This window comes from Flavobacterium sp. Arc2 (assembly GCF_041431385.1).
GTDB lineage: Bacteria > Bacteroidota > Bacteroidia > Flavobacteriales > Flavobacteriaceae > Flavobacterium.
This window is the reverse complement of the sequence record NZ_JASMRH010000028.1, coordinates 38,428-56,296: the sequence shown is the minus strand read 5'-3', so window position 1 is coordinate 56,296 and position 17,869 is coordinate 38,428. Positions and strand designations below refer to the sequence as shown.

Here is a 17,869-nt window from a genome sequence, read left to right as displayed (position 1 = left end):
ATAGGGTGGTCAGTTTACTCCGGAACTGGTGGTCAATTTGCACTGGAATTGGGTGGTCAATTTGACCGGTTTTTCCAAATTAGTGGCTATTCTTTTTTCATTCTATAACTTACCGTTATTAAAACCTATTCTTTTACTTTTAGCTTTTATCAACAATCCTGTTAATAGAGCTTGTCAATATTAGATCCGAACAAACTTTTTAGCCGACTTGATTTTACGAAGTCATATCATTCAAACCTCTGATGTTTCACAGAGGCATAGAGCCTGCTTAAAATGAGCTACAGTGTTGATTTAGCAAAATTTAGTACTGGATAGTCGTCATGGTTATTTTAACTGTTAAGAAGCGACCTTTTTAAAACTTTACCTACATATCAAAAAAAATATACCGACCTAAAATTCAAGTCGGTATATCTACTAAAAACAAAACTAATCAACTAATTCTATTTTTGGGGATTATTTTTAACAACCCCTATTTTTGTACTAGTTTCTCTTAAAGAACGATTTGTTTATTACAAACATTTAGCTCTGATTTAATACAATAAACCCAAAGAAAACTAAATTTTTAAAAATTATTTCAACCCTAGTATCCAGGATTCTGAGGCAATAAGTTAGGATTTCTTGTTATCTCATTTGCAAGTATTGGTAGTAAATAATCATCATCAGTAAAACCTGCTTTAGCACCTTCTAATCCAGAAGCACTAAATACGTTATATGGCGCACCGCCCATTTTTCTTCTAACAATGTCATACCATCTTATACCTTCAAAAGCAAGCTCTAATCTACGCTCTTCTAATACATCTGCAACAGTAACTGCTCCAGTAAGGTCTGCCGGTAAAGCATTTGCACCAACTGTAACTTCAACACCACCTTTCTGAGTTGCACCACCTTTTCTAGCTCTAGCTCTTACCTCATTGATATAAGTACGTGCTAATGCATTATTAGTTGTTATAGATGCTTCGGCAGCAATTAATAATACCTCTGCATAGCGAATCATAGAATAGTTATGACTTGTTGCTCTAGCATTTATACGAGCAAATGCTCCTGGATAACGATCGTATTTAGCGATATAAGGTTGATTTTTAGCAAACTTATGGCCACTTATCGTAAAGTTAGTATAAGGCACTAATGTCCCATTAATTGATGCTCCATCAGACATACTTACTGCTCTTCTATAATCGTTTGCATTCCAAGTTGTATATACTTTAAGAGCTGGAACAGCAACAGACCAACCTCCACCTTGATTTCTATCGTCTCCTCTAATACCCGTCATTGGCGCCAATTGATCATAACCATTGTCAGACCCCTCAAAATTATTATAATCTAATGCAAATATTGGTTCTTTAGAAGCATCGATTTTATTGGCATTAAATAAATTTTGAAAATCTCCATCTAAATCTAAGTTATAAAGTGCTTTATTATCAATCACATGTTTAGCTTCACTGAATGCTTTTCCTAAAAGCACAGCATTATCTGTATTCCCTGCCATTGTTAAATACACTAAAGCCAGATAAGAATGTGCTGCTGCTTTTGAGGGTATTGCTCTTGATGTCGTTGTATTGGGTAACCAAGTTATTGCATATTCCAAATCAGCGATAATATTATCATACACTTGTGCTGCTGGTGCTCTACTTATAGTTGCCGATGCTGGTATTGCTGGACTATCCATATAAGGAACAGCTCCAAACTGTCTTACTAGATGAAAATACATAAACGCTCTTAAAAAATGAGCTTGTGCCGTAATTGGATTTTTAACCGCATCAGCTACATCTACATGCGTAGCACCTGCAATAGCCTCGTTACAAGCAGCAATTGCTTGATACGATCTTGGCCAAAAGTTGTCAATCATTTTATTATCAGTCAAAGTAGTAAGATTGTTCATCTCCATTCTTTCTGTTTCTGTAGATGCAAGATCCACCATATCAGAACGTAACATTAATGCTATGGCTTGTTTTCTTCCCCAAAACTGTTCGTTAATCATGTGCCCATAAGTAGCATTCACTGCTGTTTGTATATCTTTTGGAGTGCTAAAAAAACCTTCCGGTGACAACAAACCTACAGGCTCTTCTTCTAAATTTGAGCATCCGACGATTGATAAACCTACCAATAGCAGGATTAAATATTTATATGTTTTCATATTTTATATTTTTAATTATTTGATTAAAATTTCAAATTAAGACTAATATTTACAGATCTAACTGTTGGATAATTTCCAAAATCAAACCCTTGAACGGTATTAGACGATCTGCTATTATCACCACTTCTTCCAAAATAATTCACCTCAGGATCTAAACCAGAATACTTTGTAAAAGTCAATAAATTTTGCGCGCTTACCGTCAATCTTAGGTTTTCTACACCTAAACTTTCAATAATTGTCGATGGAAAATTATACCCTATCGCTATGTTTTTCAATCTAATATAGCTACCATCTTCTACAAAACGAGAAGATATCTCTCTATTACTATTATTTCCAACACGAGGTGTGTTTGTGTCGGTATTGGTAGGAGTCCAAGCATTATTAAAAAAGTCTTGAGTCGTATTTGAATCACCATTAAACAACTGTACATTAGTCATATTAAAAATATCTCCACCTTGAGAACCTTGGAAAAAGATGTTCAAATCAAAATTTTTGTAGCTAAAGTTGTTAGTTATACCAAAAGTATAATCTGCATTAGGATTACCTATTATCGTTTTATCCGCTGCTTCAAGTTTAGTATTACCATCAGTATCTGCAAATAATGGATCTCCTGCTACACCACCTGGTAAAGTAAGTGTTCCTGCAGGTAAAGCACCTCCTTGATAAACCCCTTTATATTCATATCCCCAAAAAAGTCCAACTTCTTCACCTACTCTTAAAATAGAAGTGTTACTAATAGTACCTGACATATAACTTGGAGCGGCATTATCAAACAAATCAATACCTTTTACTAATTTTACTACTTTGTTTTTATTAGAAGACAAATTAAAATCCGTAGTCCAACTAAAATTGTTATTAGTAATATTTTTAGTGTTCAAAGTAATTTCAAATCCTTTATTATTAATCTCTCCTAGATTAGCTAAAATTTTATCATTAAGGTAACCTAAAGTTTGAGGTAAACCCGTGTTTTCTAAAATTAAGTCTTTAGTGTCAATGTTATAATAGTCTAACGAAAGCGATACCTTGTTATTTAGCAACCCTAAATCTACACCAAAATTTGTTTGGTATGAAGATTCCCATTTCAAGTCTGGATTAGCCGGTTGGTATGGCGTAATCGTATTTACAGTTTGTCCATTACTAGAAGCATAAATACTTGAATAACTTGCTAAGGATTGGTACGGGGCAATTGATGGGTTACCCGTAACACCATAACTTGCTCTTAATTTTAAGTTGGAAATAGTTTCATTATCTTTCAAAAAGTCTTCTTTTGATACTTTCCAACCTATTGCACCTGAAGGAAAAATAGCATACTTATTATTGGCTGCAAAATTTGATGCTCCATCTCTTCTTACCGTAGCAGTTAATAGATATTTATCATTATAATCATAATTTGCTCTAGCAAATTGAGATAGAATTTCCCACTCGCTTAAAGAAGAACTTGGTTGTAAATAAGTTGCTCCATTCCCTAGATTGTAAAAAGAAAAACTATCGGAAAGAAAACCACTCGCCCCAGCAGAAAATCTTTCTGTTACATTTTTTTGATAAGAATACCCTGCCAATAGCGTTAAATCTCCTTTACCTATTTCTCTTTTATAAGTCAAATAATTTTCACTCAAAATATTTGAATTTCGGTAATTTTCGATTGTAGCTCTTCCTCCACCGGAACCTGATTTTATTAATGTTGATGGAAGAAAAATTCCTCTAGTTCTATTTTCATTACTTAAACCAAAAGTAGTTTTAAAAGCTAGTCCCTCTATAATATCATAGTTGGCATAAAAATTTGCTCTAAAGTTATCCGTTTTAGTATTGTCTATTCTCTCCGTTGCAACAGCGTACGGGTTATCAACTTCGTCCCCTATTTTATCATTTGTAGAAAAACTTCCGTCTGCCTCTCTTATTGGTTTATCTGGCGCCATTCTCATTGCTAATGTGATCACATCATCTCCACCTCCAGAAACTGACCCGTTTGATTGGGTAGCAACTCCATTTTTAATTGCTCTACTTCCAAAAAGATTAAGCCCTAATTTTAATTTGTCAGTCACTTGTGCATCTACGTTTGTTAAGAACGTTGCTTTTTCAAAATCAGAATTAATTATAATACCATCTTGTTTAAAATAATTACCAGAAGCATAAAAATTAATTTTATCGGAACCTCCAGAAAAAGAAAGTTGATGATTCGCTGTACTACCACCTCTATAAATTAAGTCCTGCCAATCTGTATTTGCAGTTCCTTGAACATATGGAGTACTACCACCACCATTCGTAATTATCCTATTTTGATAAGTCGCAAAATCATCTGCATTTAATAAGTCTATTCTGTTTGCAGTATTTTGAGTAGCATAGGTACTATTCATTTCAACAGTTAATTTTCCATTTCTACCTTTTTTAGTAGTAACCATAACCACCCCATTAGAACCTCTAGAACCATAGATAGCAGTTGCCGAGGCATCTTTTAAAACCTCAATAGATTCAATATCACTAGCCTGTGGCATAGTCGCTCCCACAAAACCATCTACCACAATAAGAGGAGAACTGCTTGCACCAATAGAAGTGTTACCTCTAATTTTTATAGCGATAGGCGCTCCTGGCTCACCACCATTATTAGATTGAACAACTACACCAGCTGCACGTCCTTGAAGAGCTTGAGCTGCGTCTGCTACAGGAAATGCATTTATTTCTTCGGCCTTAATCGAAGATACAGCTCCAGTGATATCACTCTTTTTTCGAGAACCATAACCAACAACGACAACCTCGTCAAGTTGACTTTCATTCTCAACCATAATTATATTAAGTGTCTTTTGATTTGTTATAGTAATAGATTGCTTTACATAACCTAAATACGAAAATTGGAGTACATCTCCACGCTTAACTTCCAATTGGAAATTTCCATCGAAGTCAGTTACCACTCCATTTGTCGTTTTGGCAACAATTACGTTGGCACCAGGAATTGGCATTTTTCCCTCATCTGATACCGTACCAGATATTTTATATCCGTCTTGTGCAAATAATGATACATTGAATATCAATAGTAGCATTAATGTTAGTTTAATTTTTAAATTCATGGTCAATTTGTTTGTGATTAAATTAGTTAACTAAAGGATTAAACAATCCTTTTAAATTAAATTTTGCATTTCATTTAGAAGTAATATTTTATTGGTTAGTAATTAAATAATATTGAATCCTGAAAATTGACGCACCAATCTGGTTTACCAATCTGATTCACCAAATATATGTATTATTTTTTTGTTAAAAAAAATATTTTTGCTGTTTATTCAAAATAATGGGATTAAAAAACCAATAATTAAAAAAAAACGAGTAAAAAATTGCTCTTTTAGCATAAAAAATGAGCTTTTTAGAAATAGACGTAGAAAGCAACTCATCGTAGACTATAAAAGGTTTAAGAATGTTTTTCATTTCTAAAGTCTGGCTAATTTAAAATCGCTTTTTCATCAACTGGTTTACCAGATTTCAAAATTTTAGTAATTTTTAAGATAAATAATTTAATTAACAGTCTATTTCCTATATTACTGTCAATTACAGAGCCTTTTACAGCATGTAAAACGCTTCTATACATAAATTAAAATCAATAAAATCCGTATTTTAAATACAATTATGTAATGGAATTTAATAATAATAACGAATTGTGTTTTTTATTTCATTTTTTTAAATTTTTCTATCCTTTCCTATTTTTTATTGGTTAAAAAAAAGTTAAGTTCGCTTTGTTGATTGGTTAACCAGTTTGGTTGTTTAGTTTTAATTAAAATCAAGACTCAATATTTTAAACATACTCAATCGATGTAGCAATAAAAATTGAAAGGCTATTTCAAACAAAAAAAACTAACAAAAAGGATTAAATTATGAAAAAAACGATTTTAATGTTTCTCCTGGTTTTCTCATCTATTATGAATGCTCAGACTGATAAAATTAAAATATCAGGAAAAGTTGTTGATAATACTGGTCAAGCTATTCCCAATGCCACTGTTTCTGTCGATGGCAATAGTATCGTAACTGATTTAGACGGGAAATATTCAGTAGTAGCAAATAGTGCAAAGTCAGCACTAAGCTTTTCTTATTTAGGATTTGATACAAAATCAGTTCTAGTGGGTAAAAACACAGTCATTAATGTTTCATTACAGGAAGCTAACAATGTCCTTAACGAAATAGTTGTAGTAGGATACGGAACACAAAAACGTTCCAGCGTTACAGGATCTGTAGCTAAATTGAAGAGCGATAAAATTGAGAATGCACCAGTATCACGTTTAGATCAAGCAATTCAAGGAAAAATTGCGGGTGTTAGAGTACAAAACATATCATCAGAAGCAGGAGCTACTTCTCAAATAAACATTAGAGGTATTAGTTCTGTTAATGCTGGTTCTGGACCACTAATCGTGGTAGATGGACAACCTATGGCTGACGGAATGGGATCTGTAAACAACGCTGATGTAGAATCGGTTGAGGTTTTAAAAGATGCTGCATCTGCTGCTATTTACGGATCTAGAGGTGCAGGAGGAGTAATCTTAATTACAACAAAAAAAGGTAAGGAAGGTAAAACTAAATTTAAATTTAGTAACACAACAGGTATCAAAAGCGCTTCTAAAACTTATGATGTTATGAGCACAACAGAATATGTAAATTTATTATATGCTGAATCTGCTTTACGTATTAACGATCCATTATGGACTGGAGGAACTACTCTTGCAAATACTATTGGATCTTTGGGTAAATTTCAATCTCAATATGCTATCGAAAAAGAACTTTTAGATGGTAAAGGAACAGATTGGCAAGATGAAGCATTAAGAACTGCCTTTTACCAAGATTTACAATTCAATGTGTCTGGTGGTAGTAAGAAAAATAGCTTCTACATCTCAACAGGATATCAGAATGATCAAGGTTTGATGTTGAAAAGTAATTACCAAAAATTAAATTTCAGATTTAAATTTGATTCTCAATTAACAGATAAAATTAAATTAAACGTTAATTTGAATCCTTCGAATACTCAAACTGAAAAGCCTGCTGCTAACTTTATAGATTTTGCTAGGTTCCCAAGTTTTATGCCAGTTTATCATACTCAAAAAACTGCCAATTACATTAACGCACAAGACCCTACTAGAAACATAAAAGCAGGAGATTTTGCAGAGGATGATGATTTTTCAGGAATATCATACTCAAGTATAGATCCACAAGGAAACCCTTATACAGTATCTAACAATACAAACAACAGACCTTTTAATACATCGAATACAAATCCTATTCGTAATTTAACTCAGCAAGACGATCACACAAATGATTTCCGTTTTCAAGGAAGTGCTGGATTAACTTTTAACGTATCTAAAGGTTTGTCCTTCAAAACGACTCAAAGTATTTACTTTAGAAATTCAGAAAGAACACAAACTGGTGAAACAAATGCAGCTAGATTTGGAAACCCAAATTATGCGACTTACACAAGTTCCCATTTTTACGATTTCTTAACTGAGAACACTTTAAATTACAACAAAACTGTTGGAAATCATGATTTCACAGCCTTAGCTGGTGCTACCTATGAAACTACAAATACTAAGTCACTAGTAACTGCAGGTACTACATTTTCAAGTGAAAGCATTCGTAATTTAAACTATGCTACAGTTATTTTACAACCTGTTCAATCAAACATCACTACAGGTTTAACATCATTCCTTGGAAGATTAAATTATGCCTACAAAAACAAATATTTACTTAGTGCTAGTTATCGTACTGACGGAAGCTCATTATTTGACGTAGGTAACAAATGGGGAGGTTTCCCAGCGGTCTCTTTAGGATGGGTAGTATCAAAAGAAAACTTTTTAGCAGATGTTACAGCTATCAATAGATTAGCATTTAGAGCTTCTTATGGAGCTACTGGAAACAATGCTATTACACCATTTTTATACCAATCAACATTAAATAGTTCTAACTATGTAAGCGGTATAGGAAACGGTACTGTTTCAACTGGACTTGCAAATTTAGCGAGTGTTTACAGTAACAAAGACATCACTTGGGAAAGAACGTTCTCTACCAACTTAGGATTTGACTTGTCTATGTTTAAAAGTAGAGTAAACTTAAATATTGATGTTTTTCAATCGAATACTGAAAAATTATTACTTGAAAATTCAGCGCTATTAATAACAGGATCAAGCTCTATAATTACAAATGCAGGTAGTTTACAAAATAGAGGATTTGAAGTTGAGCTATCTACTGTAAATATTAAAACAAAAGATTTTACTTGGACTACTGACTTTAACATTTCACAAGCTAAAAATAAAATTACCGAACTAGGAGATAAAACATCTTTAATATCACCTACAATTGATGGTAGAAATGGATTAAACAACTACGCTATCGTAGGACAACCATTAATTAGCTTCTTTGGCTACAAAACAGATGGTGTATGGAATAGTACTGCCGATATTAATGCTGCCAAAGCTGCTGGTTTAACTTCTACCTTAACAGGTGATCTTGTAGAAGGTGGATTGAAAATTGTCGATGTAAACGGGGATAAAGTAATCGACACTAAAGACCGCGTTATTTTAGGAAATCCTTATCCAGATTTGACTTGGGGTTTTACAAACTACTTTAAGTACAAAAACCTAGATTTAAATTTCACATTACAAGGAGTTATTGGAGGAGATTTAATCAATGGTGATGTTAATTATAACGAAATCAAAGAAAGAGTAACAAATTATATGGGGAATAGATGGGTAAGTCCTAGTAATCCAGGAGATGGTAAGACACCTTACTTAACAAATGGAGTTAACCCTTTATTTACTGATGCTGCTGTAGAAGATGCTACCTACTTTACATTAAGAGAAGTTGCTCTTGGGTATAATTTTGATGCGTCAAAACTTAAATTATCTAATTTAAGATTTTCTTTAACAGGACAAAATTTATTATTTGTGAACAACAATAGCTATAAAGGTATTAACATCGAAGCTAGAACATCACAAACAAGTCCGTTAATTGATGGATATCAAAGAGGTGGATTCCCAATACAAAAAACGGTTCTATTTGGTGTAGAAATTGGTTTTTAATAAAATAATTGATAAGAAACGGAATCGTTTTAATGAATTTTTTAGAACTTTTTAAAAATATAAATATGAAAAATTACAACAAAATAAATAAACTCTTTATTTTATTTTCGGTTTTTTCACTAGCAAGTTGTTCAGACAGCCTAGACGTTGAAAACGTAAATACGCCAACTCAATCGGACTTTTACAAATCCACATCTGATTTTACTGTTGGGTTAAATGGTTGCTATAGTACTTTAAGAGCACCTATAGCTTATGAATGGATGTTAACTGAAGTACGCTCAGACAATACCTACCTTAATAACTATGGAACTACTAATCCTCAAAATTTACAAATAATAAGTAATGATGTTTTTGAGGCGCCTTCATTTGATTTGTTTATCGAGCAGTATTGGGCGACAACTTACACAAGCATACGTAGTATTAATGGTTTAGAGGACGCACTTGGTGTTACTTACAATAAATCAGCTGGAACGATTGATTATGGAACGATTAGCGGTACTTTTCCTTTGTCAGTTTCTGAAAGAAAAAGAATTGCCGGGGAAGCTTCCTTTATGCGTGCATATCACTATTTTAATCTAGTAAGAACCTATGGAGGTGTATTTTTGTTAGATAAAATTGTTACACCAGATGAAGCATTATTGCTTTCTAGATCAAGTGTTGCAGATATTTATAAATTCATAATTGCGGATTTAAAAAACGCAAAAGACAACTGTACTACTGCAAAATATGCTGCAACAGCAGGAACTGGTGGAGCTGCAACTAAATGGGCTGCAGAGGCATTGTTAGCTAAGGTATATCTTACTTTAGGTCAAAAGTCAGATGCACTACCTTTATTAACTGATGTAATTTCTGGTAGTGGGCATAGTCTTCTTACAGCCGGCACTACTCCGTATGCCGATGTATTCTCATCTACTAATGAATTAAATGCTGAAATTCTTTTTGCTATTCGCTTTAAATCCGGATCATTAGGGTACGGTAAATCTTTATCGAATTTATTTTCAAGTACAACAGATCAAAAAATAAGTGGTTTAGTATACCCAACTGGAACAAGAGGTGGATACAACAACCCAACTCCAGAACTGTACACCTCTTATGCGAGTACTGATACAAGAAGAGCTTTTAATATAAAAACAAAGACTGCTACACCTGCTACTTCTCAGTTATTCTGGTCAGGAAAACATAATATAGCGGTTGCTAGTCAAAATGACTCTGAATTAGATTGGCCTGTATTAAGATATAGCGACGTATTGTTGATGTATTGTGAAGCTGTAGGTGTTTATAACGCAACTACTTTAGGTTATTTAAACCAAGTGCATACGAGATCAATTACAACCGCTATAACTGCCGCAAACGTAAGCACACAAGCAAACTTTGAAAAAGCGGTTGCAAACGAAAGAAGATGGGAATTTGCTATGGAAGATCAAAGATGGTTTGACTTGTTGCGTTTTACAACGACAATGCCAACAGTAAATGCTAAAGCTGTTATGAAAAATCACTTTTTATTAATGAGTACTTACTACACACAGTTTAACAATCCATATACAACTGCACAACTACAAGCAAAAGTTGATGATCCAAAATTTGAGTTATCACCAATTCCAAATGTTGAAATTGTAACAAACACTAAAAATGCAATTACTCAGAATCCTGGTTACTAAACATAAATGTTTTTATTAAATTTAAATAGAAGTTAGTTTTGGAGTTTTGTTTTTGTAACACTCAATGACCCTTGTTTTCCTCGACAAGAAGTTATTGGGTGTTTTTTTTTATGGCATAAGCTGTCCTGATAATTATTTTTACAGAAGCGAATTAGCTAGAGGCAGATAAAAAAAAATCCCAACTTACAAATACATGTAAGTTGGGATTTTTAGTGAATCAGTCTTTCGACTAAAGGGGTATTCTTAAATAATTTTAGCTTCTAAGGTCACTAATAATTTCGATACACTTTCTTGTTAGAGATTCTATTTTTTCTAAATCAAAATTACCATCCGCATCAGCTTTGATTAATTTCGAACCTAATCCTACGCAAGTCACGCCTGCTTCAAACCAAGCTGTTAAGTTTTCAACTGTTGGCGAAACTCCTCCTGTAGGCATGATAGACGTCCAGGGATGAGGTCCTTTGATTCCTTTTACAAATTCAGGTCCCAAGATATCTCCAGGGAATAATTTTACAATTTCGCAGCCTAATTCTTCTGCTCTTGCAATTTCAGTTAATGTACCGCATCCAGGAGACCATAATACTTTACGACGATTACAAGCAATTGCAATATCTTCCCTAAATACTGGTGTCACAATGAAATTAGCACCTAACTGCATGTATAATGAAGCAGCTGCCGCATCTGTTACAGAACCTACTCCTAAAATCATTCCTGGAAGCTCGGCAATGGCATATTTGCTTAAAGCTCCGAAGGTTTCGAAGGCAAAATCACCTCTGCTAGTAAATTCTAACAAACGGGCACCTCCGTCATAACATGCTTTTAAAACTTTTTTACTTACTTCTACATCTTTATGATAAAACAAAGGAACAATTCCTGTTTGTTTCATTACTTCTGCTACTTCTATTCTTGTAAATTGAGCCATAGTTTTTTATATATTTATCTTGAAACTTTTCCTGAGAAATCACCCGATAGTAATTTTTCAATTTCTGGTTTAGTTACTAAATTATAATCTCCTGAAATAGTGTGTTTCAAACAACAAGCTGCAACAGCAAAGTTCAAAGCTCTTTGTTTGTCCATAGGTTCTTCATTCAAACCATAAATTAACCCACCCATAAATGCATCACCACTACCCACTCTATCCACAACTGGAGTCACCTCTTGAACAGCAGCATTGTACAATTTATTACCATCATACATGACACCACCAATTCTTTGGTGAGAAGCACTTACAGAATAACGCAATGTTGTAGCTACGTATTTCATTTCAGGACAGAGTTCGAAAATTTTATCATACAAAGCGGGTAATGCCTCACTTTTTGTATAATCAGGATCCACTTTATCTAAGCCTAACATAAAATAAGCCGTATCAATATCGCCCAGAATTACATTACTGTACTTTAACATTTCTGGCATTACGTCTTTGGGTTGTTTGCCATAAGTCCACAATTTTGCACGGTAATTCAAATCGGTTGAAATAGTTAAGCCCATTTCATAAGCTATTTCGATTGCTTCTAAACAAGCTTCGGCTGCATTTTGAGATAAAGCTGGTGTAATACCACTCCAATGAAACCAAGTCGCTCCTTTCAGGATTTCTCTCCAGTTAATTTCTCCTTTTTGCAAATTAGCCATAGAACTATTCGCTCTATCGTAGATCACGTTACTAGCACGTGTGCTAGTTCCTGTTTCTAAAAAATAAATTCCCAGTCGGTCACCACCAAACAAAACATTGTCGCAACCTACATTAAGTTTACGCATTTCTTTTAAGGCACTAATTCCTAATTCATTATTAGGTATCTTAGTCACATAATCTGCAGTCATACCATAATTGGCTAATGAAACTGCCACATTAAATTCACCCCCACCATAAGTAGCCTTGAAAGATTCTGCTTGAGAGAATCTCAAATGTCTATCGGTCGATAAACGGAGTAAAATTTCACCGAAAGTGATCACTTTTTTCATCTTTATTAAATTCAAAATTTATTAAAAAACAATTAACTACAAAGATAGAAAGCAAAGTAAAACTTTGCTTTCTATCTTAAATCGGTTTAAAAACAACCGTTTTTTTTTAGGTTGTAACTTAATTTATTTTTAGCTAAAAGCCAAATCTCTATCGATATCAGTCCTTTCCAGTTAATGACGAGAATTCATCAGGAGCCAAATTTGCTACCTCACAAGTATTTCCTCCTCCTCTTAATGGTGTTCCAGCTGCAAAATTTGTACGAAATTGATCTTTTATTATCTCATCGTGAAATCAGTTGCAATCATACCTAGATTCAAAGCATTTACTCAAATCCCTTAAGTCCCTTATTTTATAAAAAATTAATTATATCCCTAGAGCTTGACCTCCACCAATTTGGATCGTTTCTGCTGTTATGAAAGAAGCATCAGTACTCGCTAAGAAAGCAACTACATTAGCTACTTCTTCTGGCTCACCAAGTCTTCCTAATAAAACACTACTTTTCCAAGAAGCAAAAACTTCAGGTTTAGTCGCTTTAATTTGAGCGTGAAACGGAGTATCAATTGTACCAGGAGATACTGCATTTACTCTAATTCCGTATTCAGCTAAATCTTTAGCTAAAGCTCTAGTGATCGATTGTACTCCTCCTTTAGAAACTGCATAAATACCAGCTCCAGGTCCTCCACCATTCCATGCAGCATTTGAAGTATAGTTAATAATTGAAGCATTTTCACCTTTTTTAAGGAAAGGAATAGCAGCTCTTGAAGCATAAAATACAGAATCAAGATTCAAAGCCATAACGAATTTGTATTCTTTAGTTGTCATTTCTTCAAATCTAGCTCTAACACCAATACCACCAGTGTTATTTACAAGAACATCAATTTTTCCATATTTTTCACCAATTTTAGTGATATTAGCAGTTACTTCTTCGTCATTTGTCATGTCAAATCCGTAATATTCAGCTTTGATTCCAGCAGCAGTAAGTTCTGCAACTTTCTCAGCACCAACTTTATCTTCTATACCGTTCAAAATCACAGTATATCCATCTTTACCTAATCTTTTAGCTACTGCAAAACCAATTCCTCCTGTTGCACCAGTAATAACTGCAATTTTTCCTTCTACTTTACCCATTTTACTCTATTTTAATTATTTAAAATCCTTGTTTTTTACTCTATTTTTTATGCTATTTATTTTATGCTACCGGCTGTATTCTTTTTATTAAAAATAGTATTGATCCTATAGTCAACGGAGCTAATACCGCTATAATAATAAATGCTGGAGTATAAGAAACTGTTGTGATTTTTGGTATCAACCAGTTCATGATAATTACTGATACTGCTCCAACACTTCCGGCTAAACCGGCTAATGTTCCCACAGATGGTCCTTTAAACAAATCACTTGATAAGGTTTGTAAGTTTCCAATAGCAAATTGAAAACCAAAAAGTACCACAGCAACAATGTATATGAACGACATAGCGCTTTCTCCATCGACGAAAAAGATAATTCCTAATAATCCCGCTAAAATCAATGCACAACCAATTCCAATCGTAATTTTTCTTGCGGCATCAACTGATTTTGTTTCAATTAATTTTCCGCAATACCATCCACCTACAAGACTTCCTGCCATTCCTCCTAAATAGGATATCCAAATAGTAGAACCAATTTCGACAATACTAAAACCATAAGCAGAATGAAGGTACAATGGCATCCAGCCCACAAACAACCACCAAATAGGCTCTATGAAAAAACTAGCTACTAATACTCCCCAAGCTTCCTTATGTTTTAAAATACTTGCAACGCTTAGACCTTTTTCCTTTACAACAGCAGCACCATGATCCACTTTACTACTATCAGCAATACTACTACCAACAATAAGATTTAATTCTTCTTCAGTAATCCAAGGGTGCTTCGCTGGTGTTGATTTATTAATAAACAACCACGGAATAACCCATAAAACTCCTAAAGCACCAATGATGATATAAGTCATTCTCCAACCGTATGCTCCATATAAAAAGGCAATAAGAACGGGAGCAATAACACTACCTAATGAAGCTCCAGCATTAAAAATACCTTGCGCAATGGCTCGTTGTTTTACTGGAAACCATTCGCCATTACTTTTTACAGCACCAGGCCAGTTACCCGCTTCACCTAATCCTAAAAGTCCTCTAAAAAGAGTTAATGAAAATAATCCTCTGGCAAATGCATGGAAAATGGAAGCTACAGACCACAAAATAATCGATACTGTAAAACCCAAACGAGTTCCAATAATATCATACAATTTCCCTGATAAAAACTTTCCTGCCGCATAGGTTATCATAAAGATATTTAGCATAATCGCATAGTCAGCTTCATCCATTCCTAAATCTTTACCCATCTCTGGCCACATGATTCCAAATGCAGTTCTATCTATATAATTAATTACTGTAGCTAAACATATCAATGCTATAATCCACCATCTTAATCCTTTTACTTTCATATTTTTACCGTTTATTTTAAGCTTTTTTTTCGCTTTAAAAAAAGCCAAAAAATACCTATACCTCTATTTTTCAATAAGGTGAAATTTGTATTAAAATCTAAAAAAGAGTTGTTTTTTAAGTTCTAAATGCACTGTAGCTACTAAGTACATTTTTCACGACTTATTTCATTTATTATTCTTTTACATTATAACAATATTCATATAATGCTTTGAAATGTTCCTTCATTTTTTGTTTAGCTAACTGTGGATTTTGATTAACAATGGCATCATAAACCTCGGTATGTTCCTTAATCCTTTCGAGACCATCACTCTCATTTTTATCACAAACGTGATATTTTTCGAAGTTGGTTAAAATTTCAGGAGTAATGATTAACATTAAACTATTAATCGTACTGTTTCCACTCGCTTTGGCAATAGCCAAATGAAATATTAAATCTTCTTGTACCGCATCTTCACCAGTAACTACTTTGTCTGCATAAGCATCTAAAGCCGCTTTGATGTTTACCAAATCTTCTTCAGTTCTTCTAGTAGCCGCTAGGCGAACGGTTTTCAATTCGATTAAAATCCTTGTTTCTACCAATGATTTAAAATCAGATGTTCCCAATCTCAAAATGTCATCTATTATACCATTGATGGCTATTTTACCAATGTTTGCAACAAAAGTTCCACTTTGAGGAATTGATTTTAGTATACCGTAAAATTCCAATTTCTGGATTGCATCACGAACACTACTTCTACTCGCCCCAAATTTTTCTGATAGCATACGCTCTGACGGAAGCTTATCCTGTGGTTCTAAATTTTTATAATTTATATAATCTCTAATTTTTCCAATGATCTCATTTAAGGATTCCTTATTATCTTTTCTGGCAATTACTTCTAACTTCATACATCCTAATTTTAATTAAAAACTCTGGTTAACCAGATTGGTTGGTAAATTTATAAAAAAAAACAATATAGAAATTAAAAAGTACTATTTTAAAAAACAACCTATTAAAATTCTATTAATGAGATGTTTCTAAAGAATATATTTTCACTTTAGCAAATGAACCTGCATTCTTCGATTGGAAATAATTTCCAGCCTTAAAATAATTCTCAAAAACGCCCCATTTTTTAATATTAATGTCATTATAAACTAAGGATTCAGAATTATTTAGAATCACTTCTAATCTTCCGTCAGAAACTTTAATTTCTAAGGTAAACTTGTTAAAATCAACTTTTTCTTTAAAATTAATCCCTTCATCGTCAGCCCAAGCATCTGCTGAAAGCATTTCTTTTAAAGATGCATTACGATTTTTCAGCACTTTAGTTTTCACTCTAATCTTTCCTTGATCCCAATAAATTTTCAATATTGGAGCTGCATTATTGTCTTTTTGACCTATTAAATCTCGTTGTGCATCTGATAGTCTACCATGAATTTGCGCTATAATAACGCGGCTGTACTTCCCGTCGTCCTCTTTAGAAACTTGATCAATAGCATAAGTCCCTTTCATTCTTCCTCCTTGAGCAAAAGTCCAGTTTACATCTTTATCACCTACTGTCATCGTTTCTCTCAACTCTGATCTTGAAAAATGACTATTAGCCGTTGATGTCCCTGATGGATAAGCATAGAAAACAATGGATCTATCTTTTAAGTCTTCATACATATACTTTTTAATAGCATCATTTGAAGCAAAATCCAATATTTCAGGATAGTCTAAATCTAAGGTTTTACCTGGCTTATTAGGGTCTTCCCCTGGCGTTGTCACTGTCCAGTGCGACAAGTCAATATTTGTCTTATTCTTCTTCTCTTTTCTATCCTGAGCATAACTAACAGTAGCGATAGTTAATGACGTAAGAAGTGCAATTTTTGAAAATTGTAAATTCATTTTTATAATTTTATTTTAAAATTTACTTGCTTAAGAAACTAGTGTTTAATAACCTACCAGTTTGGTAAACCACTTTGGAGAACCAAATATAGAAACTAATTTCAATTAAAAAAAATAAAAGTCTCTTTTATTTATATAAACCTTTAAAATAGTGTTAATTTTTTAATTTTCAGCATATTGAAAGACAACGAACGTGTTACAAACCTAAATATATCCTCTAGCATATAATTAAAAGACAATACTATTTTTGCACTTTAAATAAGCGTATCGATGTTAGCTTTTACAACTTCGAAAAACTTTAAAAAAAAATAACCGCAAAACATTCTAATGAATGCCTTGCGGTTTACCTCCAACCAAATATTTATTTAAACTAATAATGCTCTTTATTCATAAAATCTTCGCGTATTGGACTGAATACATCAATCAAAACACCATCAGCCAAACATAATGCACCATGCAATACATGAGGCGGAATATAAAAACAGTCTCCCCCTTTTAGCAATTTCTTATCATCACCAATACTTACTTCGAATTCACCACTAACTACATACGTTACTTGTGCATGGTAATGCTCGTGCAAAGGCCCGATACTTCCCTTTTTAAAATCCACATTCACTAGCATGATCGTATCATCATAACCCATGATTTTGCGTTTCACTCCTTCACCTACTACTTCCCACTCAATCTCATCTCCTAGTAAAAACTCTTTACTTGCTCCAAAACTTTGCATATTGAT

Annotated in this window: 11 protein-coding genes; 2 read left to right on the top strand and 9 right to left on the bottom strand. The window is 33.4% G+C overall.

Annotated features, from left to right (window positions below):
• Nucleotides 1-580: 580 nt before the first annotated feature.
• Together QO182_RS16675 and QO182_RS16670 are read right to left on the bottom strand one after the other, a co-directional pair.
• Nucleotides 581-2,134, bottom strand: coding sequence for a RagB/SusD family nutrient uptake outer membrane protein (locus tag QO182_RS16675; RefSeq protein ID WP_371562914.1), 1,554 nt, complete (start codon nucleotides 2,132-2,134; stop codon nucleotides 581-583).
• A gap of 23 nt (nucleotides 2,135-2,157) precedes the next feature.
• Complete coding sequence (locus tag QO182_RS16670; protein WP_371562912.1) at nucleotides 2,158-5,196, bottom strand: SusC/RagA family TonB-linked outer membrane protein; 3,039 nt, start codon at nucleotides 5,194-5,196, stop codon at nucleotides 2,158-2,160.
• Nucleotides 5,197-5,991: 795 nt separating this feature from the next.
• On the opposite strand from QO182_RS16670, the gene QO182_RS16665 reads away from it, so the two are divergent.
• Nucleotides 5,992-9,177, top strand: coding sequence for a SusC/RagA family TonB-linked outer membrane protein (locus QO182_RS16665; RefSeq protein WP_371562909.1), 3,186 nt, complete (start codon nucleotides 5,992-5,994; stop codon nucleotides 9,175-9,177).
• A 65-nt stretch (nucleotides 9,178-9,242) separates the two neighbouring features.
• Nucleotides 9,243-10,835, top strand: coding sequence for a RagB/SusD family nutrient uptake outer membrane protein (locus QO182_RS16660; RefSeq protein WP_371562906.1), 1,593 nt, complete (start codon nucleotides 9,243-9,245; stop codon nucleotides 10,833-10,835).
• A gap of 253 nt (nucleotides 10,836-11,088) precedes the next feature.
• Here QO182_RS16660 and QO182_RS16655 read toward each other — a convergent pair whose 3' ends face one another.
• The 7 genes from QO182_RS16655 to QO182_RS16625 form a co-directional block, all read right to left on the bottom strand.
• Nucleotides 11,089-11,757 carry a bifunctional 4-hydroxy-2-oxoglutarate aldolase/2-dehydro-3-deoxy-phosphogluconate aldolase gene (locus tag QO182_RS16655; RefSeq protein WP_371562903.1) on the bottom strand — a complete coding sequence of 223 codons (669 nt, stop codon included), beginning with the start codon at nucleotides 11,755-11,757 and terminating at the stop codon, nucleotides 11,089-11,091.
• A gap of 14 nt (nucleotides 11,758-11,771) precedes the next feature.
• Nucleotides 11,772-12,794, bottom strand: a complete 1,023-nt coding sequence (locus QO182_RS16650; RefSeq protein WP_371562901.1) for a PfkB family carbohydrate kinase — start codon at nucleotides 12,792-12,794, stop codon at nucleotides 11,772-11,774.
• Nucleotides 12,795-13,158: 364 nt separating this feature from the next.
• The gene (locus tag QO182_RS16645) at nucleotides 13,159-13,923 is read right to left on the bottom strand and encodes an SDR family NAD(P)-dependent oxidoreductase (protein ID WP_371562898.1); all 765 of its coding nucleotides are present in this window, start codon (nucleotides 13,921-13,923) and stop codon (nucleotides 13,159-13,161) included.
• Between the two features lie 61 nt (nucleotides 13,924-13,984).
• Nucleotides 13,985-15,268 (bottom strand): MFS transporter, encoded by a 1,284-nt coding sequence (locus tag QO182_RS16640; protein WP_371539860.1) that lies wholly within the window; start codon nucleotides 15,266-15,268, stop codon nucleotides 13,985-13,987.
• A gap of 172 nt (nucleotides 15,269-15,440) precedes the next feature.
• Complete coding sequence (locus tag QO182_RS16635) at nucleotides 15,441-16,154, bottom strand: FadR/GntR family transcriptional regulator (RefSeq protein ID WP_371539857.1); 714 nt, start codon at nucleotides 16,152-16,154, stop codon at nucleotides 15,441-15,443.
• 115 nt (nucleotides 16,155-16,269) lie between these two features.
• Nucleotides 16,270-17,133, bottom strand: a complete 864-nt coding sequence (locus QO182_RS16630; RefSeq protein ID WP_371539855.1) for a polysaccharide lyase family 7 protein — start codon at nucleotides 17,131-17,133, stop codon at nucleotides 16,270-16,272.
• A 370-nt stretch (nucleotides 17,134-17,503) separates the two neighbouring features.
• Complete coding sequence (locus QO182_RS16625; RefSeq protein WP_371539853.1) at nucleotides 17,504-17,863, bottom strand: cupin domain-containing protein; 360 nt, start codon at nucleotides 17,861-17,863, stop codon at nucleotides 17,504-17,506.
• Between the last annotated feature and the right edge of the window lie 6 nt (nucleotides 17,864-17,869).